Origin of the sequence: Sphingomonas sp. GlSt437 (genome assembly GCF_048015635.2) — a bacterium.
GTDB lineage: Bacteria > Pseudomonadota > Alphaproteobacteria > Sphingomonadales > Sphingomonadaceae > Sphingomonas.
In genome coordinates this window covers 79,575-100,472 of the sequence record NZ_JBPGYA010000002.1, presented here as the reverse complement: position 1 = coordinate 100,472, position 20,898 = coordinate 79,575, and the positions used below count along the sequence as shown (strand labels likewise).

Annotated in this window: 23 protein-coding genes; 12 read left to right on the top strand and 11 right to left on the bottom strand. The window is 64.1% G+C overall.

Going from position 1 to position 20,898, the window contains the following annotated elements; translation table 11 throughout:
* The first annotated feature begins 79 nt into the window (after nt 1–79).
* The 5 genes from carA (at nt 80) to ACLB0R_RS09950 (ending at nt 6,266) form a co-directional block, all read left to right on the top strand.
* Nucleotides 80–1,249: a glutamine-hydrolyzing carbamoyl-phosphate synthase small subunit gene (carA, locus tag ACLB0R_RS09970; protein ID WP_416643836.1), complete on the top strand. Its 1,170-nt coding sequence runs from the start codon at nt 80–82 to the stop codon at nt 1,247–1,249.
* A complete protein-coding gene (locus ACLB0R_RS09965; protein WP_416643837.1) occupies nt 1,249–1,830 on the top strand; it encodes a DUF6680 family protein in 582 nt (193 codons plus the stop codon). Before carA ends, ACLB0R_RS09965 begins: the two co-directional genes overlap by 1 nt.
* Nucleotides 1,830–5,075, top strand: coding sequence for a carbamoyl-phosphate synthase large subunit (gene carB, locus ACLB0R_RS09960; protein ID WP_416643838.1), 3,246 nt, complete (start codon nt 1,830–1,832; stop codon nt 5,073–5,075). The genes ACLB0R_RS09965 and carB overlap by 1 nt, the downstream gene beginning before the upstream one ends.
* Before the next feature lie 88 nt (nt 5,076–5,163).
* On the top strand, nt 5,164–5,640 hold the full coding sequence (greA, locus tag ACLB0R_RS09955; RefSeq protein WP_416643839.1) for a transcription elongation factor GreA: 477 nt from the start codon (nt 5,164–5,166) through the stop codon (nt 5,638–5,640).
* Nucleotides 5,641–5,705: 65 nt separating this feature from the next.
* The gene (locus ACLB0R_RS09950; protein WP_434953835.1) at nt 5,706–6,266 is read left to right on the top strand and encodes a rhomboid family intramembrane serine protease; all 561 of its coding nucleotides are present in this window, start codon (nt 5,706–5,708) and stop codon (nt 6,264–6,266) included.
* A gap of 9 nt (nt 6,267–6,275) precedes the next feature.
* Here ACLB0R_RS09950 and ACLB0R_RS09945 read toward each other — a convergent pair whose 3' ends face one another.
* From ACLB0R_RS09945 to ACLB0R_RS09925, 5 genes are all read right to left on the bottom strand, one after another.
* Nucleotides 6,276–6,503 (bottom strand): DUF4170 domain-containing protein, encoded by a 228-nt coding sequence (locus ACLB0R_RS09945; RefSeq protein ID WP_416643841.1) that lies wholly within the window; start codon nt 6,501–6,503, stop codon nt 6,276–6,278.
* 66 nt (nt 6,504–6,569) lie between these two features.
* The gene (locus tag ACLB0R_RS09940; RefSeq protein WP_416643842.1) at nt 6,570–7,073 is read right to left on the bottom strand and encodes a hypothetical protein; all 504 of its coding nucleotides are present in this window, start codon (nt 7,071–7,073) and stop codon (nt 6,570–6,572) included.
* Nucleotides 7,066–7,395 carry a hypothetical protein gene (locus tag ACLB0R_RS09935; RefSeq protein WP_416643843.1) on the bottom strand — a complete coding sequence of 110 codons (330 nt, stop codon included), beginning with the start codon at nt 7,393–7,395 and terminating at the stop codon, nt 7,066–7,068. Before ACLB0R_RS09935 ends, ACLB0R_RS09940 begins: the two co-directional genes overlap by 8 nt.
* Nucleotides 7,396–7,463: 68 nt before the next feature.
* Nucleotides 7,464–7,889, bottom strand: a complete 426-nt coding sequence (locus tag ACLB0R_RS09930) for a phage holin family protein (protein ID WP_416643844.1) — start codon at nt 7,887–7,889, stop codon at nt 7,464–7,466.
* Nucleotides 7,890–7,917: 28 nt separating this feature from the next.
* Entirely contained in the window at nt 7,918–8,340 is a 423-nt protein-coding gene (locus ACLB0R_RS09925) for a hypothetical protein (protein WP_416643845.1), read from the bottom strand.
* A 145-nt stretch (nt 8,341–8,485) separates the two neighbouring features.
* On the opposite strand from ACLB0R_RS09925, the gene eno reads away from it, so the two are divergent.
* From eno to ACLB0R_RS09905, 4 genes are all read left to right on the top strand, one after another.
* Nucleotides 8,486–9,763: a phosphopyruvate hydratase gene (gene eno, locus ACLB0R_RS09920; RefSeq protein ID WP_416643846.1), complete on the top strand. Its 1,278-nt coding sequence runs from the start codon at nt 8,486–8,488 to the stop codon at nt 9,761–9,763.
* 52 nt (nt 9,764–9,815) lie between these two features.
* Nucleotides 9,816–10,118 (top strand): FtsB family cell division protein, encoded by a 303-nt coding sequence (locus ACLB0R_RS09915; RefSeq protein ID WP_416643847.1) that lies wholly within the window; start codon nt 9,816–9,818, stop codon nt 10,116–10,118.
* Nucleotides 10,119–10,245: 127 nt separating this feature from the next.
* A complete protein-coding gene (gene pdhA / locus ACLB0R_RS09910; protein ID WP_416643848.1) occupies nt 10,246–11,298 on the top strand; it encodes a pyruvate dehydrogenase (acetyl-transferring) E1 component subunit alpha in 1,053 nt (350 codons plus the stop codon).
* Nucleotide 11,299: 1 nt separating this feature from the next.
* Nucleotides 11,300–12,673 carry a pyruvate dehydrogenase complex E1 component subunit beta gene (locus ACLB0R_RS09905; protein ID WP_416643849.1) on the top strand — a complete coding sequence of 458 codons (1,374 nt, stop codon included), beginning with the start codon at nt 11,300–11,302 and terminating at the stop codon, nt 12,671–12,673.
* A 19-nt stretch (nt 12,674–12,692) separates the two neighbouring features.
* On the opposite strand, the gene ACLB0R_RS09900 is transcribed toward ACLB0R_RS09905, so the two are convergent.
* The 3 genes from ACLB0R_RS09900 to ACLB0R_RS09890 are packed head-to-tail and all read right to left on the bottom strand — an operon-like array spanning nt 12,693 to nt 15,228.
* A complete protein-coding gene (locus tag ACLB0R_RS09900) occupies nt 12,693–14,033 on the bottom strand; it encodes a TadE/TadG family type IV pilus assembly protein (protein ID WP_416643850.1) in 1,341 nt (446 codons plus the stop codon).
* Nucleotides 14,027–14,557: a TadE/TadG family type IV pilus assembly protein gene (locus tag ACLB0R_RS09895; RefSeq protein WP_416643851.1), complete on the bottom strand. Its 531-nt coding sequence runs from the start codon at nt 14,555–14,557 to the stop codon at nt 14,027–14,029. The genes ACLB0R_RS09900 and ACLB0R_RS09895 overlap by 7 nt, the downstream gene beginning before the upstream one ends.
* On the bottom strand, nt 14,554–15,228 hold the full coding sequence (locus ACLB0R_RS09890; protein WP_434953834.1) for a TadE/TadG family type IV pilus assembly protein: 675 nt from the start codon (nt 15,226–15,228) through the stop codon (nt 14,554–14,556). Before ACLB0R_RS09890 ends, ACLB0R_RS09895 begins: the two co-directional genes overlap by 4 nt.
* Between ACLB0R_RS09890 and ACLB0R_RS09885 the strand changes: the two genes are divergently transcribed.
* Nucleotides 15,201–15,860 carry a squalene/phytoene synthase family protein gene (locus tag ACLB0R_RS09885; RefSeq protein WP_416643853.1) on the top strand — a complete coding sequence of 220 codons (660 nt, stop codon included), beginning with the start codon at nt 15,201–15,203 and terminating at the stop codon, nt 15,858–15,860. The genes ACLB0R_RS09890 and ACLB0R_RS09885 overlap by 28 nt on opposite strands.
* Nucleotides 15,861–15,927: 67 nt before the next feature.
* A complete protein-coding gene (locus ACLB0R_RS09880; RefSeq protein ID WP_416643854.1) occupies nt 15,928–16,419 on the top strand; it encodes an EF-hand domain-containing protein in 492 nt (163 codons plus the stop codon).
* Here the strand turns inward: ACLB0R_RS09880 and trmFO are convergent, their stop codons facing one another.
* The gene (trmFO, locus tag ACLB0R_RS09875; RefSeq protein ID WP_416643855.1) at nt 16,420–17,733 is read right to left on the bottom strand and encodes a methylenetetrahydrofolate--tRNA-(uracil(54)-C(5))-methyltransferase (FADH(2)-oxidizing) TrmFO; all 1,314 of its coding nucleotides are present in this window, start codon (nt 17,731–17,733) and stop codon (nt 16,420–16,422) included. It lies immediately after the preceding gene.
* 128 nt (nt 17,734–17,861) lie between these two features.
* Between trmFO and ACLB0R_RS09870 the strand changes: the two genes are divergently transcribed.
* The gene (locus ACLB0R_RS09870) at nt 17,862–18,506 is read left to right on the top strand and encodes a lysoplasmalogenase family protein (protein ID WP_416643856.1); all 645 of its coding nucleotides are present in this window, start codon (nt 17,862–17,864) and stop codon (nt 18,504–18,506) included.
* A 172-nt stretch (nt 18,507–18,678) separates the two neighbouring features.
* Here ACLB0R_RS09870 and ACLB0R_RS09865 read toward each other — a convergent pair whose 3' ends face one another.
* A complete protein-coding gene (locus ACLB0R_RS09865; RefSeq protein WP_298674892.1) occupies nt 18,679–19,050 on the bottom strand; it encodes a hypothetical protein in 372 nt (123 codons plus the stop codon).
* Between the two features lie 58 nt (nt 19,051–19,108).
* Entirely contained in the window at nt 19,109–20,890 is a 1,782-nt protein-coding gene (locus ACLB0R_RS09860; protein ID WP_240456262.1) for a hypothetical protein, read from the bottom strand.
* Nucleotides 20,891–20,898 lie beyond the last annotated feature (8 nt).

Sequence of the window (20,898 nt, the reverse complement as noted above, 5' to 3'; positions counted from 1 at the left end):
GATTGACGCTGGCGGCCATGGCCTCTAGCAGCGGCGCCTTAGCGACATCGCCAGACCCTTAACCGGAGCGCCCCCATCAATGGCCGACGCCAAGCCCATGCCTGTGCCCGAAGGATCGACGGGCGTATTGGTATTGGCGGATGGCACGGTGATCTGGGGGCGTGGGTTCGGCGCGGAAGGCGCGGCGGTGGGTGAGGTCTGCTTCCACACCGCGATGACCGGCTACCAGGAAATCATGACCGACCCGAGCTTTGCCGGGCAGATCATCAACTTCGCCTTTCCGCACATCGGCAATGTCGGCACCAATGACGAGGATGTCGAGGCGAACGATGCGCACGCGCTGGGCATGGTGGTGCGCGAGGACGTGACCAACCCGAGCAATTTCCGCTCGACCCAGCATCTCGATGCGTGGCTGAAGGCGCGGGGGCGGATCGGCTTGTCGGGGGTCGACACCCGCGCGCTGACGCGGCGGATTCGGGCGAATGGCGCGCCCAATGGCGTGATCGCGCATGCGGCGGAGGGCCGGTTCGACATCCCCGCGCTGCTCGACATGGCGCGCGCCTGGCCGGGGCTGGAGGGCATGGACCTCGCCAAGCATGTGACCGTGCTAAGCGAATATGACTGGCATGGCGGCGAATGGCATTTGGGGCGGGGCCATGCGGGCGAGGGCGACGATGCCGACCGCCCCCATGTCGTCGCCATCGATTACGGCGCCAAGCGCAACATCTTCCGCAACCTGGTGAAGGCCGGCGCGCGGGTGACGGTGGTGCCTGCCATCGCCAGCTTCGAGCAGGTGATGGCGCTCAACCCCGACGGCGTGTTTCTGTCGAACGGCCCCGGTGATCCCGCCGCGACCGCCGATTACGCGGTGCCGGTGATCCGCGACGTGCTCGATGCGGGCAAGCCGCTGTTCGGCATCTGCCTTGGCCACCAGCTGCTCGGCCTCGCGGTCGGCGCGAAGACCGCCAAGATGCACCAGGGGCACCGCGGCGCCAACCACCCGGTCAAGCGGCTGGCCGACGGCGCGGTCGAGATCACCAGCATGAACCACGGCTTCGCGGTCGAGCGGCTGAGCCTGCCGCCCAACGCCCGCGAAACCCATGTCTCGCTGTTCGACGGATCGAACGCGGGGCTGGAACTGACCGACAAGCCCGCCTTCAGCGTGCAATACCACCCCGAAGCCAGCCCGGGCCCGCAGGACAGCTTCTATCTGTTCGAGCGGTTTGTGGGGATGATGGAGCGCATATAATGCATCCTCAAGCACCTGACACAGTTGTTCTAGGTTTGAAGCTGGGGGAGTGGTTTAACTTCTTGGGCCTGCTGCTCGGACCCGTCGTAGCCGTTTTAGTCACTTTGTGGATCGACAGTCGCCGTCGGCGTTACGAAAGAAAGATAACAATTCTAAGAACTTTTTTGGCTACGCGGCATCTGCCTGCCGATCCTAACTTCTCAACCGCAATCAACTTGGTTCCGATTGAATTTGCGAAGTCGGTAGCTGTGCAGCAGGCGTATCGTGAATTTGTTGATGCCGCCAATGCGATCCCGACACCAGAGAACCAACAGGCCATCGGTAATAATGTTGCCACCAAGATTACACGCTTGGTGTATGAGATAGCCCGTGACGTCGGGCTACAAATCAGGGAAACCGACCTTCAGACCCAGGCATATTCTTCGAGTGGGTCGTCATATCGAGACGCGCTTCTTCAGGACTCACAGCGTGCGATGCGGGACATAGCAACAACACTTCATCTTCAAGCTCGGCTGATGACCGGAGCGCCTCTTCATCCGAATGAGAAACAGGCTTTGGGTCTACCGGATCAGGAACAATAATGCCCAAACGCACCGACATCTCGTCCATCCTCGTCATCGGCGCCGGACCCATCGTCATCGGCCAGGCTTGCGAGTTCGATTATTCGGGCGTGCAGGCGATCAAGGCCTTGCGTGAGGAAGGGTATCGCATCGTCCTCGTCAATTCCAACCCGGCGACGATCATGACCGATCCCGAGCTGGCGGATGCGACTTATGTCGAGCCGATCACGCCGGAGATCGTCGCCAAGATCATCGCCAAAGAACGGCCCGACGCGGTGCTCCCCACGATGGGCGGGCAGACCGCGCTCAACACCGCGCTCGCGCTGTTCAACGACGGCACGCTGGCAAAATACGGCGTGCAGATGATCGGCGCCGATGCCGAGGCGATCGACAAGGCCGAGGACCGGCAGAAGTTCAAGGTCGCGATGGAGAAGATCGGGCTGGAATCCGCCCGCTCGGCGATTGCGCACACGATGGAGGAAGCGCTGGCCGGGCTGGAGCGCACCGGCCTGCCCGCGATCATCCGCCCCTCGTTCACGCTGGGCGGCACCGGCGGCGGCATCGCGTATAACCGCGAGGAATTCGAGGAAATCGTCCGCAAGGGGCTCGATGCCTCACCCACCACCGAAGTGCTGATCGAGGAATCGCTGCTCGGCTGGAAGGAATATGAGATGGAAGTCGTGCGCGACCGCGCCGACAACGCCATCATCGTCTGCTCGATCGAGAATATCGACCCGATGGGGGTGCATACGGGGGACTCGATCACCGTCGCGCCCGCGCTGACGCTGACTGACAAGGAATATCAGATCATGCGCTCGGCCAGCATTGCGGTCCTGCGCGAGATCGGCGTCGAGACGGGCGGGTCGAACGTGCAGTTCGCGGTGAACCCGAAAGACGGCCGGCTTATCGTCATCGAGATGAACCCGCGAGTCTCGCGCTCCTCCGCGCTGGCGTCGAAAGCGACGGGCTTCCCGATCGCCAAGGTCGCGGCGAAGCTGGCGGTCGGCTACACGCTCGACGAGATCATGAACGACATCACGGGCGCCACGCCCGCGTCGTTCGAGCCGACGATCGACTATATCGTCACCAAGATCCCGCGCTTTGCCTTCGAGAAATTCAAGGGCGCCGAGCCGATCTTGTCGACCGCGATGAAGTCAGTCGGCGAAGTGATGGCGATCGGCCGCAACATCCATGAATCGCTGCAAAAGGCACTACGCGGGCTGGAAACGGGGCTGTCGGGCTTTGACGAGGTCAGCGCGCTGGCGGGCGCACCGCGTGCGGAAATCGAGGCGGCGCTGGCGCGGGCGACGCCCGACCGGCTGCTCGTCGCGGCGCAGGCGCTGCGCGAGGGGTTCACCGTTGCCGAGGTGCACGCGATCGCCAAATACGACCCGTGGTTCCTTGAGCGGATCGCCGAGATTATCGCCGCCGAGCGGGGTGTGATTCAGGCCGGCCTGCCGGATGATGCCGCCGGCCTGCGCCGGTTGAAGTCGATGGGCTTCAGCGACAAGCGCCTCGCCGCGCTGGCCGCGACCACCGAAGCCGATGTCCGCACGCGCCGCCATGCGCTGGGCGTGCGCCCGGTGTTCAAGCGCATCGACACCTGCGCGGCCGAGTTCGATGCCAAGACGCCGTATATGTATTCGACTTACGAGGCCCCCAGCTTCGGCGAGCCTGAGTGCGAGAGCCAGCCGACGGCGGAGCGCAAGATCGTCATTCTAGGCGGCGGACCGAACCGGATCGGGCAGGGGATCGAGTTCGATTATTGCTGCTGCCATGCGTGTTTCGCGCTGGCCGATGCCGGCTTCGAGACGATCATGGTCAACTGCAATCCGGAGACGGTGAGCACCGACTATGACACCTCGGACCGCCTCTATTTCGAGCCGCTGACGGCGGAAGACGTGCTCGAAATCCTCCACACCGAACAGGCGAAGGGCACGCTCGTCGGTGTGATCGTCCAGTTCGGCGGGCAAACCCCGCTCAACCTGGCACAGGCACTGGAGGATGCCGGCATCCCGATCCTCGGCACTAGCCCCGATGCGATCGACCTGGCCGAAGACCGCGAGCGCTTTGCCGCGCTGGTGACCGAGCTTGGCCTGAAGCAGCCCGCCAACGGCATCGCGCGCAGCCGCGACGAGGCAGTCGCCGTCGCAGAGCGCATCGGCTATCCGGTGCTGATGCGGCCGAGCTATGTGCTCGGCGGTCGCGCGATGGAGATTGTCGACGGGCGGGCGCAGCTCGAAGAATATATCCAGACTGCCGTGCAAGTCTCTGGCGATGCACCGGTCTTGATCGACCAATATCTGCGCGACGCGATCGAGGTGGATGTCGATGCGATTGCCGACGGGACCGATGTCGTCGTCGCCGGCATCCTCCAGCATATCGAGGAAGCCGGCGTCCATTCGGGTGACAGCGCCTGCTCGATCCCGCCTTATTCGCTGCCCGGCGAGGTGATCGCCGAGATCGAGCGCCAGGCCGATGCGCTGGCGCGCGCGCTCAAGGTCAAAGGGCTGATGAACATCCAGTTCGCGGTGAAGGACGGCGTCGTTTACCTGATCGAGGTCAACCCGCGCGCGAGCCGCACCGTGCCGTTCGTCGCCAAGGCGATCGGTGCGCCGATCGCCAAGATCGCGGCGCGGGTGATGGCGGGCGAGAAGCTTGCGGATTTACCGAAGATCGACCGCAACATCGGCTATTATGCGGTGAAGGAAGCCGTTTTCCCGTTCAATCGCTTCCCCGGCATCGATCCGGTGCTGTCCCCCGAAATGAAGTCTACGGGCGAAGTGATGGGCATCGATCCCGATTTCACCAAGGCGTTCACCAAGGCGGAGCTCGGCGCCGGCACCGTGCTGCCGTCGGGCGGCGCGGTGTTCATCAGCGTGAAGGACGGCGACAAGCCGATCATCCTGCCCGCCGCGCGGATGCTGGTCGACGCCGGCTTCGCAATCGTCGCGACCGGCGGCACCGCACACTATCTGGCGGAGCATGGCGTGCCGGTCGAGCGGATCAACAAGGTTGCGCAGGGTCGCCCGCACATCGTCGATCGGATCAAGGACGGCGGGATCGATCTCATTTTCAACACCACCGAAGGCTGGCAATCGCTGAAGGATTCGCAGCCGATCCGCGCCAATGCGCTGGGGCAGAAAATTCCGTACTTCACCACCGCACCAGCGAGCCTGGAAGCGGCACGGGCAATCTCGGCTGGCGCCTCGCGCGACCTTGAAGTGCGGCCGCTGCAATCCTATTATCACCAGTCGCACAACTGACCCCCGACATCACGATGTGCGCGCACGGCGGCTTCCGACAGGAAGCGAGCCGACAATGATCTTTCTAGGGAATAAAGGGACGCGGGTAATGGCTACGGTCGAAAAAATGCCGATGTTGAAGGAGGGCTATGACAAGCTCGCCGCGGAATTGCGGCGGCTGAAGGAAGAGCGCCCCCTGATCGTCGATGCGATCGAGGAAGCACGCGCCCATGGCGACTTGTCCGAAAACGCCGAATATCACGCCGCCAAGGAGCGCCAGGGCCAGATCGAAGCGTCGATCGCCGATCTGGAGGACAAGCTGAGCCGAGCCCAGATCATCGATCCCACCTCGCTGTCGGGCGACAAAGTGGTGTTCGGCGCGACGGTGACGTTGCTAGACGAGGACGACAAGCCGGTGCGTTACCAGATCGTCGGCCAGGCCGAAGCTGATGCCAATGTCGGCCGCATCTCGTATAATTCGCCGATCGGCCGCGCGCTGATTGGTCGCAAGGTGGATGACGAAGTCGAGGTGTCGGTGCCGGCGGGCGATCGCTATTATCTCGTCTCGAAGGTCGAATTCATCTGAACGGTATCGATCTCCCGCGAGGGCGCACGACCGACGCGCTGGTCGCTTTCGCTTTCTTTGCCGCGGTGACGACGTTCGCGCTCGCTATCGCTGGCGTAGCGATCCCGTTTGTCTTCTCGCCGGGATTGTTTTTGGCGGGCGGCTGGCAGGATCCGGCGATTTGGCTATCGCCGGTGATCTCGCAATTCCTGGTCAGCAATATCGTCAACACCGTGTTCGATTTGATTTTTCTGCTGATCGCGGGGCGGTTCGTCGAGCGTTCGCTGGGAGCGGGCGGGTTAATCGCGCTTTTCGTTGTCGGTGCTTATGCCGGCGCACTGGCGCGCACGTTGCTCACTCCTTGGTCGCTGATCCCGACAGCCGGCGCTGATGCCGCGGTATTTGCCATCATCGGCGCGTATTTCATGCTTTACGGCGTGCCGAGCGTCATTCCGGTCGCGCGGCATTATTCGCGCGTGCAACAGATTGGCGCGCTCGCGCTGCTCTGGCTGATCGTCCAGCTGAGCTTCATGATGGCATCGGGCGGGATGGAATTTTCGCTGACCATCATCAACCCCTTGGGCGGATTGGTAGCCGGTGTCGCGCTGGCGCGGCCGCTGCTCGCCTGGCGCTATCGCAAGGCCTGACCGGCGCGGTCAGCTCACCGGGCCAATGACATCGGGCTCGAGCAGCCGGTGGAGATGGACCACCACATATTTCATCTCGGCATCGTCCACCGTGCGCTGCGCTGCCGCGCGCCATGCCTTTTCGGCGCTTTTGTAATCCGGGAAGATGCCAACGATTTCGATCGTGTCGAGATTGTCGAAATCGAGCGTCTGCGGATCGCTGACGCGGCCGCCGAAAACGAGATGGAGCTTGCTCACCGGTAAAGTCCTTGCGCGAAGAGGCGTTGGCTCGCCTATACCGCGCCGGCCATCACCTGCCAGACCCTATTTCGCGTCGTCGTCGATGCTGGCCTTGGCGGCTTTCGCCACCTTGGCGGTCGCGGCCTTTACCTCGTCCGTTGCCTTGCCGGCGGTGCTTGTTGCTGCCTCGCCCGCGCGCGTCGCGGCGTGGCCGACCGCGTCGATCAGGCGGTTGATTTGCTCGCGCACCGCGTCGCGGCTGATGCCGGCGGCGGCGAGTTCGGCGAGGCCCGCGTCGCGCGCTGCCTTAACGGCGTAGGTCGCGCCTTCCTTCAGCTTCGCGCCGACCGGGCGCAGCACCTCGGCCTCGGTCTTGGCGCGCGGCAGCAAGGCGCCGGCGATCAGGCCAACGGTCAACCCCCCGACGAGCACCGCGACCGGATTGCCCTCGATCGCCTGAGCGGTCTTCTCTGCGGCCTCGAGCGCGGCGTTGCGCGCGGTGTCGATCCCGGTGCGTGCGACGCGGGTAACGGCATTGCCGGCGGGTGCGGGCTCGACCGGGAGAGCGGAGGTCGTTTCGTCAGTCATCGGAGGATCCTTTGGACTTGGCGGGTTTCGCCTTCTTTGTCTTGGGCTTGGCTTTCGGCTTGGCTTTGGCAATTGCCGGCTGCGCAGCATCGGGCGGAGGCGCGTGATCAGTGGCACCATCCCGGTTATGCGGCGCCGTTCCAGCCAGAAAATCTTTCGACAGATAAGCCGCGACGAGCGCACCGATACCGAGCAGGGGGCCGGGATTATCGCGCGCTTTGGCAAGGCTGGTTTTCAACAGATCGAGGCCGGTATGGCGCATGTCCTCGACCGCTTCGCGCAGCAGCACGCCGGGCCGGAGGCGCTGCTGGATGTCGACCATCGTTGCCGTCAGCCGCTCACGCGCCGCTTTCGACTTTGCCGCGGCTAGCGCGACGTCGCGATTCTGGGTCATCGCTGACGATCCTTGATCTTGGTCGCATCGCGCAGCCGTTGCATGGCAACCCAGCCCAACACCGCCGCAATCGCCAGCGCGCCAAGCACGACTACCGCCGTCGCTCCCGCCGGGCCCAGCGGCCCGCGCAACGTGGCCACCAACCCCACGAGCAAGGCGACAAGTGCTGCCTGCCCCAGGAAAAACGCCACCGCGATCAGGATGATTGCCGTCCGCCCTTCCCGGAGGCGCGAAAACAGCTCGACGCGATAAAGCTGGACTTCCGCCCGGACGAAATCCTCGACGTCATCAACCAGCCGCGTGAACAGGGCGACAAAGCTGTCGTCCGCGGGCTGGACGGGCCCCGAGGCGCTTATGTCTGGCGCGGCGTGCTCAGCCGAAGCCAAGGGCGCCGCGCTATCTGGCTCGTCATTGTCGGTCACGGCGCCCCCGGTTTGCACGTCCTGCCCGTCAGGCGCGATCGTCGGTGCCCGAGCGGATCAGCCGCGCGACGACAAAACCGAGCGCCGCCGCCACGCCGATTGCGACGGCCGGGCTCTTGCGCACCAAGTCGCGCGCGTCGTTGACGAAATCGTCGAGCTCCTTGCTCTTCAGATGCTCTGACCAACCCGAGATCGTATCGGCGGCGGTGCGGGCATATTTGCCATATTCGCTGCCGAGCTTCTCATCGACAGTGGTGGCGGCGTCGCCCATCAGGCGCGACACTTCGTCAAGTGCCCCGGTGGCGCGCACCTTGCCCTGGTCGGCATAATTCCGCGCCGTATCGGCCGCCTGCTTGCCGAGCTTGCTGGCGGTGCTCTTCAGGTTTTCAGCCGCGTCGGCAGCGGCCTTGGGTGCTTCGTTCGCGGCGTCGGTGATGTTGTCGTCGACCATGATGAACCTCGTTCGTTATCGTGCCCCATCAACGGTCACGATCATCAGCGGGTTCCGCCGCTCCACCCGAATTGCTCCGATGCGCCGGAGCGGATAAGGGGGCGCCGGTTTGCCGCACCGCACCCAAATCTAGGAGCAACCTTCCATGACCGCAATCATCGACATCCATGGCCGCCAGATTGTTGACAGCCGGGGCAATCCGACCGTGGAAGTCGACGTGCTGCTGGAGGATGGCAACTTCGGTCGCGCGGCGGTGCCGTCGGGCGCGTCGACCGGCGCGCACGAGGCAGTCGAGAAGCGCGACGGCGGCACGGCGTGGCTCGGCAAGGGCGTGCAGGGCGCGGTCGACGCGGTGAATGGCGAGATTGCCGGCGCGGTGCTGGGCATGGATGCCGAGGACCAGGGCGAGATCGACGCCGCGATGATCGCGCTCGACGGCACGCCCAACAAGGGCCGGCTCGGCGCGAATGCGATTCTGGGGGTCAGCCTCGCGGTCGCGAAAGCGGCGGCGGACGCGCGCGGGTTGCCGCTCTATCGCTATGTCGGCGGCGTCTCCGCGCATGTCCTGCCGGTGCCGATGATGAACATCATCAATGGCGGCCAGCATGCCGACAACCCGATCGATTTCCAGGAATTCATGATCGTGCCGGTCGGCGCGGACACGCTGTTCGACGCGGTGCGGTGCGGCTCGGAGATTTTCCACACGCTGAAGAAGGCGCTGCACGACAAGGGTCTGGCGACGGCGGTCGGCGACGAAGGTGGCTTTGCGCCCAACCTCGCCAGCACGACCGATGCGCTGGACTTCATCATGTCGTCGATCGAGAAGGCGGGCTACACCCCCGGCGACGACGTGATGCTCGCGCTCGATTGCGCGGCGACCGAGTTCTTCAAGGACGGCGCCTACCATATCGACGGCGAGGGCAGGGTGCTGAGCCCTGCCGAAATGGCCGGTTATCTCGCCGATCTCGCGGCGCGCTACCCGATCTTCTCGATCGAGGACGGGATGAGCGAGGACGACTTCGAGGGCTGGAAAGCGCTGACCGATGCCATTGGGAGCAAGGTCCAGCTGGTCGGCGACGATCTGTTTGTCACCAATCCGGCGCGGCTGGCGGACGGCATCGAGCGCGGGCTCGCCAATTCGCTGCTTGTGAAGGTCAACCAGATCGGCACGCTGACGGAAACGCTGGCGGCGGTCAGCATGGCACACCGCGCCGGCTACACCGCCGTCATGTCGCACCGCTCGGGCGAGACCGAGGACGCGACGATTGCTGACCTGGCGGTCGCGACCAATTGCGGGCAGATCAAGACAGGGAGCCTCGCGCGCTCGGATCGGCTGGCGAAATACAACCAGCTCATCCGCATCGAGGAGGAGCTTGGCGAGGTCGCTCGTTACGCAGGCCGATCGATTCTTCGCAAAAAATAGAGCTTGATCCGCGAGTCGCGTTGATTCACAAGACGCTATGGCCGCTTCGACGATGCTCAGTACCATCCTGCGCCGCGCTGGTCCGCCGGCGTTGGGGCTGAGCGTGATCGGCTTTTTCGGTGCTTATGCGGTCACTGGCCCCAACGGCATTCTCGCTTATGGCGACTACAAGGCCGAGCTGGCGCGCAAACAGGTCGAACTCGCTCAGCTCCGCCAGCGCCAGGCGGTGCTGCAGAACCGAGTGCGGCTGCTCGACCCACGCCATGCTGACCCCGATATGGTCGATGAATTGGCGCACAAGCAGCTCGGCGTCGTCCATCCCGACGAGATGATCGTTCCGCTTAAGAAGCGCTGACGCCAGTACCGGCGATTGCATTCGTATGTGCGCGTCCGCCGCTTGCGGCACGGATTGCGCTCGCGACGCGACTGCGCCTATAGCCCAGCTTCCTGCTCCCCTTAGGAAAAACGAGGTTTCCCGCCCCGTGGCCAAAGCACCGTCAAAAGCAGCCAGCCATGTGGCGGCGCCGTCGCTCCCCAATCGCGAACGACCCGACGAGCCGCAGCTCTATAAGGCGACCAAGGAGGAGCTGCTCAAATTCTACGAGCAGATGCTGCTCATCCGCCGGTTCGAGGAAAAGGCCGGCCAGCTGTACGGGCTCGGGCTGATTGGCGGGTTCTGCCATCTGTATATCGGCCAAGAGGCCGTCGCGGTGGGGCTCCAATCGGCGCTGTCGGACAAGGACAGCGTCATCACCGGTTATCGCGACCACGGTCATATGCTGCTGTGCGGCATCCCGCCTAAGGACGTGATGGCGGAACTCACAGGGCGCCAGGCGGGCATTTCCAAGGGCAAGGGCGGCTCGATGCACATGTTCAGCGTCGAGCATAAATTCTATGGCGGCCACGGCATTGTCGGCGCGCAAGTGTCGCTCGGCACGGGGCTGGGCTTTGCGCATAAATATTCGGGCGATGGCGGTGCATGCCTTGCCTATTTCGGCGACGGCGCGGCGAACCAGGGCCAGGTGTACGAAAGCTTCAACATGGCCGAGCTGTGGAAGCTGCCCGTCATCTACGTTATTGAAAACAATCAGTACGCGATGGGCACCAGCGTCAATCGGGCGTCGGCCGAAGATCAGCTGTACCGGCGCGGCGAGAGCTTCCGCATCCCCGGTATCCAGGTCGATGGCATGGACGTGCTGGCCTGTCGCGGTGCGGCGGAGGAAGCGCTGGCCTGGGTGCGCAGCGGCAAGGGGCCGATCATCCTCGAGATGAAGACGTATCGGTACCGGGGGCATTCAATGTCCGACCCCGCCAAATATCGCAGCCGCGACGAAGTGCAGGCGGTTCGCGACAAGTCCGACCCGATCGACCACGCCAAAAAGCTGCTTGAGGATATGGGCGTCAAGGAAGACGCGCTGAAAGCGATCGAACAGGATATTCGCCGCCAGATCAACGAAGCCGCCGATTTCGCCGAGAGCACGCCCGAGCCCGAGCCCGGCGAACTCTATACGGACGTGCTGGTGGAGACGTATTGAGATGGCCATCGAGATCAAGATGCCGGCGCTGTCGCCTACCATGGAGGAAGGCACGCTGGCCAAATGGCTGGTGAAGGCCGGCGACACGGTCAAGTCCGGCGACATCATGGCCGAGATCGAAACCGATAAAGCCACGATGGAATTCGAGGCGGTCGACGAAGGCACGATCGGCGAAATTCTGGTCGCCGAGGGAACCGACAATGTGAAGGTCGGCACTGTGATTGCGACGTTGATCGGGGAAGGGGAGAGCGCCGCCCCAGCACCCGCGCCCGCCGCCGCTCCAGCGCCAGCGCCCGCCCCGACTCCGGCTCCTTCGCCGGCACCCGCACCTGTCGCCGCTGCGCCGGCACCGGTCGTACACGCCGCCGACCCCGAAATCCCCGCCGGCACCGAGATGATCCGCCAGACGGTCCGCGAAGCCTTGCGCGACGGCATGGCCGAGGAAATGCGCCGCGATGGCCGCGTGTTCGTGATGGGTGAGGAAGTCGCGCAATATCAGGGCGCCTACAAAGTCACGCAGGGCCTGCTCGACGAGTTCGGCGATGCGCGCGTGATCGACACCCCGATCACCGAATATGGCTTTGCCGGCGTCGGCACCGGCGCGGCGATGGGCGGCCTGCGCCCGATTGTCGAGTTCATGACCTTCAATTTCGCCATGCAGGCGATCGACCACATCATCAATTCGGCGGCCAAGACCAATTACATGTCGGGCGGCCAGATGCGCTGCCCGATCGTCTTCCGCGGCCCCAATGGCGCGGCGAGCCGCGTCGCCGCCCAGCACAGCCAGAATTACGGGCCGTGGTACGCCAGCGTCCCGGGCCTGATCGTCATCGCGCCTTATGACGCGCAGGATGCCAAGGGCTTGATCAAGGCGGCGATCCGCAGCGAAGATCCGGTGGTGTTCCTGGAAAACGAGCTGCTCTACGGCCGCTCGTTCGACGTGCCCAAGCTCGACGATTTCGTGCTGCCGATCGGCAAGGCGCGGACGATGCGGGCAGGTAAGGACGTGACGATCGTCAGCTATTCGATCGGCGTCGGCATTGCGCTGGAGGCTGCCGAGACGCTGGCCGGCGAGGGGATCGATGCCGAAGTGATCGATCTGCGCACCCTGCGCCCCCTCGATAAGGTGGCGGTACTGACGAGCCTCGCCAAGACCAACCGCATGGTCGTGGTCGAGGAAGGGTGGCCGACTTGCTCAATCGCCTCGGAAATCATCGCGATCTGCATGGAGGAAGGGTTCGACGATCTCGACGCGCCCGTGCTCCGCGTCGCGAACGAAGACGTGCCGCTGCCCTATGCCGCCAATCTCGAAAAGCTGGCGCTGATCGACGTCGCCAAGGTCGTCGCGGCGGTCAAGAAGGTGTGCAACCGCTGATCCGGCTGCCCACCCGACTTCAATTAGTCAGGTGAGCAGTTGAGACGGCTTTCTGGAACAGGGCTGATAGCGCGGCCGAAATGTCGCTGTTCGTCGTCACCTTGTAATAAAGCCCGGTCGTCGCGCAATTCTGCAGCGCGGGTTCGACCTGGTTCAGATAGGGCCCAACGTTGTTTTGCGACCAGCTGTCGGACAGCGAGCCTGGCAGATACTCAGTATACAATATCGCAATCCCGATACCCCGCGACTTAAGCGTGGTGCACAGCGTCGTATCGAATGCCACTTCCGGCGCCCCGGTTGGACGAGCTTCGTCGCGCATGCCGTCCGTGATCACGAACATGATGGCCTGCGGGGTGTCGCCGGGCGTGTTGCTTCCCTTGCCAGGCGTTGGGATCAGAAGATTCATCCGCGTGAAAGCATCAGAGCTGGCAGTGTCGGTGTCATTGTTGCAATAATAATATGTGGGGCAATTATTCTGATAGTAGAGCGAGACCGGTGCGTTGCCCGCCGCGGTCGATACATTTGAGAGGTTGCTGGTCAGCGATTGCAATGTTTTGAAAGAGTTGGTGGCAAGCGGGCTCAGCGCTGCAAAAGACATCATTGCCGCACGATATTTGGCGTGATTGCTGCTGCTGAGTGACGATGCTTGCGACATCATATTTTGAATTGCGGTCTTTGCTTCGTCGCTCCGCAAGGAAATATTGTATGATTTTGCCACGCCGTAATAGTCATTGGTGTTACCATTCGCATCCGTCGCGGTGGCGTCGTTGGTCGAGTGGCAGGCAAACGCGCAGCCGCCAGTTATGTTGGTCAACTGCGTCAAGCCGGCGGAGGTCGCTGGAAGGTTCATCGACCCCGACGTATCGAGCAGCACATAGAAATCGATATTGGGGGCCGCATCCGTGCGCGCCGTCGACGTGCCGCCGATCGGCGTCAGCGTCATGCCGATCAACCCGCCGAAGAAGTTTTTCGACTGAGCTGTATAGGTCACTGTGGCGACGCGCGTGATGCTGGTTACGCCCGTATCCGTCACCGTAACGGTCAGGTTTGAGCTATTGTACGTGAGGCCGGGGATATTGGCGGCTTGAGCATTGAAGCTGGCGATGGCCGTGTTCTGCGCGGTGGTGGCATTCTGCTTCATCATCGGCTGGCTGACGGCGGCAAGCGCCGCCGCATCTGCCGCGGCATTGAGCTTGGTCTGCAACCGCGCGGCATCGGCATAATCGACTGCAATGCCACCCGCCAGCGTGAGCGGGATCATCGAAAACCCCATGAGCATCAACACATTGCCGCGCTTGTTCCGGCGAAGCGTGCGAAGTGCGCGCCGCATGGAGCGCCATGAGATGGGGGCTTTCAGCATGGTTGATCCGTGTTGGTTACCGCTGCCGACAGTCGCGGACTCAAGATGATCTGGTCCTTCATCGGAATGGTACCGATGAGACTGGTCGCGGCGACAGGAGTGTAGGTATAGGTTGTTTGTGCCACCAACAGATATGTGCCGTTCACTTTCATCGCGCTGGGAATGGTGAAGGCGGTGCCTTTTGTTGGCGGGGTGGCATTCAGGCCGCGGCTCCAGCAAACCGTCGAATTGCCTGAGCCGTCAATCGTGACTTGAACGATCACCAAATTGGCATTCGCGTATTTATAAGGCGCCATAATTTGCTGGCTGGCGGCGAGGATATTGTCCAGGTCGCTGTTGCTGACGGTGGTGTATTGCGAACTGAGATCAGCAATCGCGCGCGTGGCGGTCGTGACTTTGCGATAAGCGGAAATCGCATCGGTTAGCTGATAGCTGCCGATGAACATGAGCAGCAGCAGCGGCACTGACAGCGCGAATTCGACAAGCGCAATCCCGCGCTCGTCGCGAAACAGCCGCCGGGTCATTGATAATGCTCCGCCTTGAACACCTGCGTTGCGACGAGCAGGCGCTGTTGGTTCGACATCGTCGACAAGTCGAAGCCCAAGGGGCCTTGCTGCGTATTCCAGATGTACATGATCCGCGCGACGTTGATCGAGTCGGGACCGCCGGGCGCGTATTGCCAGTTGTTGGTGATGTTGCCGTTCGCATCGTAGGTGAGGGTCGGGCGGCTCGTGGTCGCATTGCTGAAATTGCTCACCGTCTGAACATCGACGATGACATTCGAGCATTTCATAAAGCTGGGAAGCTTTGAGCAGACGAGCGTTTTGAAGTCGCTCGCCGTCATACCGGCGCCGTTATTCGCCGTCTGCGCTTTGCCCGTCAGCAATTGACGGACCGACTTTTCGGCTGTCGTCTCGAGCGTTTGCTGGGCAAAGAAGACGGCGCCCACCTGGATGATCGCTACCATCAGCGCGGCTAGCGGGGTGATGACAAGGCCGAATTCCAGCGCGGTCGACGCGCGGCGATCAACCGCAAAGCGAGAGGACATGTGTCGCCAATGGCGTACACTGGTCTTGCATCCCATGGTCCGGATGCGCTTCACGTCCCACCTTTTCTTGAGCCCTAACGAAAGTGCCATGCCATGTGCCTCCTTAAGAAAGCCTAAACATGCTGCTTGTGCCGGACCCTGAGACACGGCTGGCGATCAGCTATGCGCGGCCGGCGGCGCGCGCGGGGCTGGCCGCGCTGTTCGCGCTCGACGCGCGGCTGGGGGAGATCACGCGCGGCAAGCGGGAAGTTATGGCGACACAATTCCGGCTTGCCTGGTGGCGTGATGCGCTGAACGCGCTTGGCGCTGCGCCACCGCCGGGGGAGCCGCTGCTCCAAGCGCTGGCGGCAACGGTAGTGCGCGCCGGCGTCTCGGGCGCTGCACTGGCGGCGCTGGTCGATGGGTGGGAAGCGGTGCTCGGGGATGAGGCGGTCGATCCTGCCGTGATTGCGTCTCGCGGCGCGGGGCTGTTCGGGCTGGCTGCTCAATTGCTGGCCGAGGAGGCCGATCGGCAGGTATCGATCGCCGGCGAGATTTGGGCACTCATCGACCATGCTCGCCATGCCGGTTCGCCCGGGGCGGCGGAGCGCTCGATCGAATCGGCACGGCTGATCATGGCGGCCGGGATCGCGACCCGTTGGCCCAAGCAGCTCCGGATGCTCGGCGCGCTTGCGGTGCTGGCGATGCGCGATGCGCGGCATGGGGCCGATCACCTTGAGCGCCAGGGCGAGCCGGTGCGGGTCGCCCGAATGCTGTTGCTGCGCCTCACCGGCCGCTAAGCCCTTGCGATCGGGCTGGGATGGGATAGCCTGATGCGCATTCGGGGACTCGCGGCGGGGGCTGGCAATGTGGCGATATCTGGTAGGCGCGATCGGCGCCTTGCTGCTCGCAGGCGCGGCGGTGTTGATGTTTCGCGGGACTGCGGCGCCGCAAAAGCCGCTGCCGGCCATGCCCGCAGCGCCTGCCGCCGCATCGGCCGAGGAGCCGTTGCCCGACGATGTTCCAGAAGCGACGGCGCGGACGCGCGAGCAGAAGCGCTTCGACCGCTACGACAAGGATCGCGACGGCAAGATCACCCGCACCGAATATCTGCTCGCGCGGCACAAGGCCTTCGCCAAGCTCGACACCAATCATGATGGCGTGCTGCAGTTCGACGAATGGGCGGCGAAAACCGAAGCCAAATTCGCCACTGCCGATGCCAATCACGACAACAGCCTGACGCCCACCGAATTCGCGACCACCAAGGTCAAGCGCAAGACGCGCCGGCCGCGTGGCTGCCCGCCCGCCGATCGCGCCGCGCCTCAGCGCGACGACGATGCCGGCGGCGAGGGGCAATAGTCAGGCGGCGCTGAGCCACCCGGCGAGCGCATCACGGGCGCGCAAGGTGTAAAGCTTCTTGCGGTCGGCTTTCTTGGTGCGCCCGGTGATCGGCGGAAACAGCCCGAAATTGACATTCATGGGCTGGTAGGTCTCCGCGACCGCGCCACCGGTGATGTGGGCGAGCAAGGCGCCAAGCGCGGTCTCGGGCGGCGGCGAGGGCAGCGTGCGCCCGGCCAGCTCCGCCGCCGCGAACCGCCCGGCCATCAGGCCGATCGCGGCGCTTTCGACATAGCCCTCGCACCCCGTGATCTGCCCGGCGAAGCGGATGTGCGGCCGCGATTTCAGTCGCAGTGTCGCATCGAGCAGTTCGGGCGAGCGGATGAAGGTATTGCGGTGGAGCCCGCCGAGCCGCGCGAACTCGGCCTTTTCCAGGCCCGGAATCATCCGGAAGATGCGCACCTGCTCGGCATGTTTCAGCTTGGTCTGGAAGCCGACGATGTTCCACAGCGTGCCGCTCGCATTGTCCTGGCGCAGCTGCACGGCGGCATAGGGCCAGCGCCCGGTGCGTGGATCGTCGAGCCCGACTGGCTTCATCGGGCCGTGGCGCAGCGTATCGACGCCGCGCTCCGCCATCACTTCGATCGGCATGCAGCCATCGAAATAGGGGACGTTCTCCCACTCCTTGAAGACAGTCTTTTCGCCGTCGAGCAGCGCCTGATGGAAGGCCAGATACTGGTCCTTATCCATCGGGCAGTTGATGTAATCCTTGGTCTCGGTCTTGTCCCAGCGCGACTGCATCCACGCGATCGACATATCGATGCTGTCGTGGTGGACGATCGGCGCGATCGCATCGAAAAAGGCGAGTTGATCCTTGCCGGTGGCGGCACCGATCGCGTCGGCGAGGCCCGGTGCGGTGAGCGGCCCGGTGGCGATGATCGCTGGCCCCTCAGGCAATGCATCGACCCGCTCGCGCACGATGGTGATGTTGGGATGCCGGGTTAGTGATGCCGTCACGCCATCCGAGAAACCATCGCGATCCACCGCCAGCGCCGATCCCGCGGGCACGCGATACTTGTCGCCCTCGCGCATGATCAGCGATCCCAGCGCGCGCATTTCGGCATGGAGCAGGCCGACCGCGTTGTTCTCCGCGTCATCGGAGCGGAAGCTGTTCGAGCAGACGAGCTCGGCGAGGCCATCGGTCTGATGCGCGGGTGTCATGTCGCCGCTGCCGCGCATTTCGGAGAGCCGGACCCGGAAACCGGCTTCGGCCAATTGCCAGGCGGCTTCGGAGCCGGCGAGCCCGCCGCCGATGATGTGAATGTCATGTGTCATCGCGGCGCTGATAGCGGGCCGGGCGCTTGAGGGCAAAACCGGGACACCCATCGCCAATCGAGCCGCCAAACGCCTTGCGTCGCTCGGCGGCTTTGACGATGAGGCGGTGGGCTTCGCAAGGGATGATCATGACGCGCGGACTGGTCTTGGCGGCGGCGTTGCTGGCGGGAATCAGCTATTTCGTCGCGTGGCGGTTGTTGCCGCATGGTTCGCTAATCATCGCTTGGAAAGGCGCAGGCGTTGGCCTGCTGGCGCTTTGGGCGCTCCTGTCGGCGCCGGGGAGCGAGGGGCGCTGGTTCGCTGTGGTGCTGGCGCTGGGCGCGCTCGGCGACGTACTGATCGAAGCGGTCGGGCTCACGGCAGGCGCGCTGGCGTTCCTTGCCGGGCATGTGCTGGCGACGGCTTTCTACCTGCGCCACCGCCGCGCCGCTCCCTTCTGGGATTTGGCACCGATCGCGCTGGGGCGGCTGCTGATCATTCCGCTGCTCGCCTTTCTGTTCCCCGATGACCGGTCGGCGGCGCCCGGCATCGCGCTTTACGCGACCGGCCTTGGCGCGATGGCCGCGAGCGCGTGGGTCAGTCGTTTCCCGCGCAAGCTGGTATCGCGCGGCGCCTTGTTCTTCGCGGTCAGCGATCTGCTGATCTTCGCGCGGCTCGGCCCGTTGCGCGACTCGGTGGTTCCGGGGCTGCTGATCTGGCCGCTCTATTTCGCGGGCCAGGCGATGATTGCGATCGGCGTTGTCGGCAGCCTGCGGCGGGGCAAGGTGGCCTGAAGATCGGCATTCTCGGCGCGAATGTTCATGAAGTAGGTAACATCGCAAGTGTCCTTGTCGCGGGCGGCGCGGGCGAGGGTGCTGTAGAACGATACCTCCGCCATCTTCACTGCGGCGAGCAAAGCCCAGGCGGGGGTCGACTGGATGCACGCACAGCAGCCGGCGCTGCAACTCAGCGCTGCGGCGTAATTGGGATTGCGGCGGGTGCGTCCGGCATCCGCCGTAGGCTGCCGGCGAGCCGGTCCTCGGCCGTCCTCGCGCGATGAAGCAGCGTCAGGTTCTCGCTCGCCAAAAGACGCTTCTCTTCCGCATGACGGCGCGCGGCTGCCCTCAGGTCCGCCAGATCGGATTCAAGCTCGGCGATGCGCGCTGCCAGATCGGTCGCCGGTGTTGGGCCACCCGCCGCCGCCTCGATCTCGTCGAGGATGTCGCGATGGGTCGTGTAGAGCGGATTGCGGCTACGCCCAGCCTCGCGCGCGACCGAAGCCGGGCTGATCCGCACGACGCGCCCAGCATGATCGGCATGCCGCCCTTCGCCGCGCACAAGTCTGGCGAGTGCAGCCCGGTAGCTCCTTGCGACCGCGTCAGATCGGCGCAACGCATCAGTTCCCCTCATATTGCCCTCCGATCTTTGCCAGCACGCCGTCGCACTGTTCGATCGCCTCGGTCAGCACCGCCGCTGTCATCGCTCCGGCTCGGGGAAGCAGGGCAGCATTGCGCGCACGCCGATCTCGCCAGTAGCCGGCATGCTGCTCCTCAACGACCATATTCGCGCACGACAGGCACACCGCTGGCGCCCTCCCGGCTTCGCTCGGCCCGGCCTCACCGCCGCAGCGCGCCGTTTCCTGCTGGAACACGCACCAGCCATAATCGCAGGCATGCACCCGGAGATCGGTCTCCGCGAGGATAAATGCGATATAGTCGCGCCGGACCTGCTCACCGGCACGGCCGCGGAACCGGACATTGCCGGCAACGATACGCTCCCCCATCCGGCCACCAAGGCGCTTGCTGGTCAGCATTTGATCGAGCGCTGCGGCGGTTTCGGCGCGGCTCTCATGGTCGATAAGGCCGTGCAGATCGAAGTCGTTCCCCACATAGCTTCGGGCCGTCATCGCGACCGACGCATGCTTGAAGTGCTCGGCCAGCCCGAGAAGCTGTGATCGATCCCGCCGTGCCACGAACCGAGCGAAGGTCTTGCGGAACTGGTGCGTGCTGAACGACCAAGGCTTTCCTTCATGTTCGGGCACGCCGACGTGCCGCGCGAAGTCGTTGATCCGCCAACCGATGTGCATGTGGGTCACCGGCACGATCTCGCCATATTGCGTGTTCTTGACCAGGAAGATTTCATCGCGTCCCGACGCGGCACGCAGCGGGGCGCTCAGCTGTTCGAGCAGATCGACGGCCCGCACCACCGGCGCGGGGGCAACCCAGCGTTCCTCCCGCCCCTCGGGATGGTCTACCGTCTTGAACAACCGCGCCACCACATAGGCCTGATCCACGCCGGTCTCGCCGATCGGGCGGTATTCGATCGCCCCGACCTTCATCGACAGGATCTCGCTCACCCGCATCCCGACGAAGCCCGCGATGACGATGTAGCAGGCTTCGACGAGGTGGCATGCGGCGTGACGGACGGCGTAAGCGCCATCCAACTTGTCCCCCAGCGGTCCCGTCAGATGCGCTTGCCGCAGCGCCCTGCGCACATAGTAGGAGGCTTGGCGGGAGATGCCGGTAGCGAGGCCGATGGCCCTGGCTCGTAAGCGGATCGTTTCAGCCTCGATGATCGTCTCGCCATGCTCCTCCACCCAGCGCAACGCTTCGCCAAGGATCGCGACGGCGACCTCATCCGGGATGAACGGGATTGTCCCTTTGGTCGCGCGCGTGACGCCCGCCGCCTCGAAGGTCGTGTCCAACGGCAGCGGATCGACGCGCGGAGCATCGCTCAGCTTGGTTCTTTGCCGATAGAGATCCTTTATGGCGAGCAGGTAGTTGCTCACCGTGCTTGGGCTGACCCGCGCCTTTCCATTGCGGGCGGGACGACCGCGCAACCAAACGCACAGGCGATCGACAGCGCTCGGGTCGATGTCGGAGAAGCGGCGCAGCCCCTCGATCGCCATCCACCCGATCAGCGTGCGCAGAATCAGGCCTTTCATATGAAGCGACGCGAGCGATGATCGCTTTCGTCCCGCTGGCGGATCGACGCGCATCGACCAGAGGAAGTGCTTCGCGGCATGGATCAGGGCCGCGCGCTCCCCGATGCCGATCCTCGCATCCTTTGGCATCGCAACGACCCAGCGCAGCCGGTTCTGATCGGCGCGGCGACCCGACGTCCTGATGTCGAGGCGCCATTCGTCGTCGCCGAATCGGCTCCAGGGCGAGACGGCCATATCTTCCC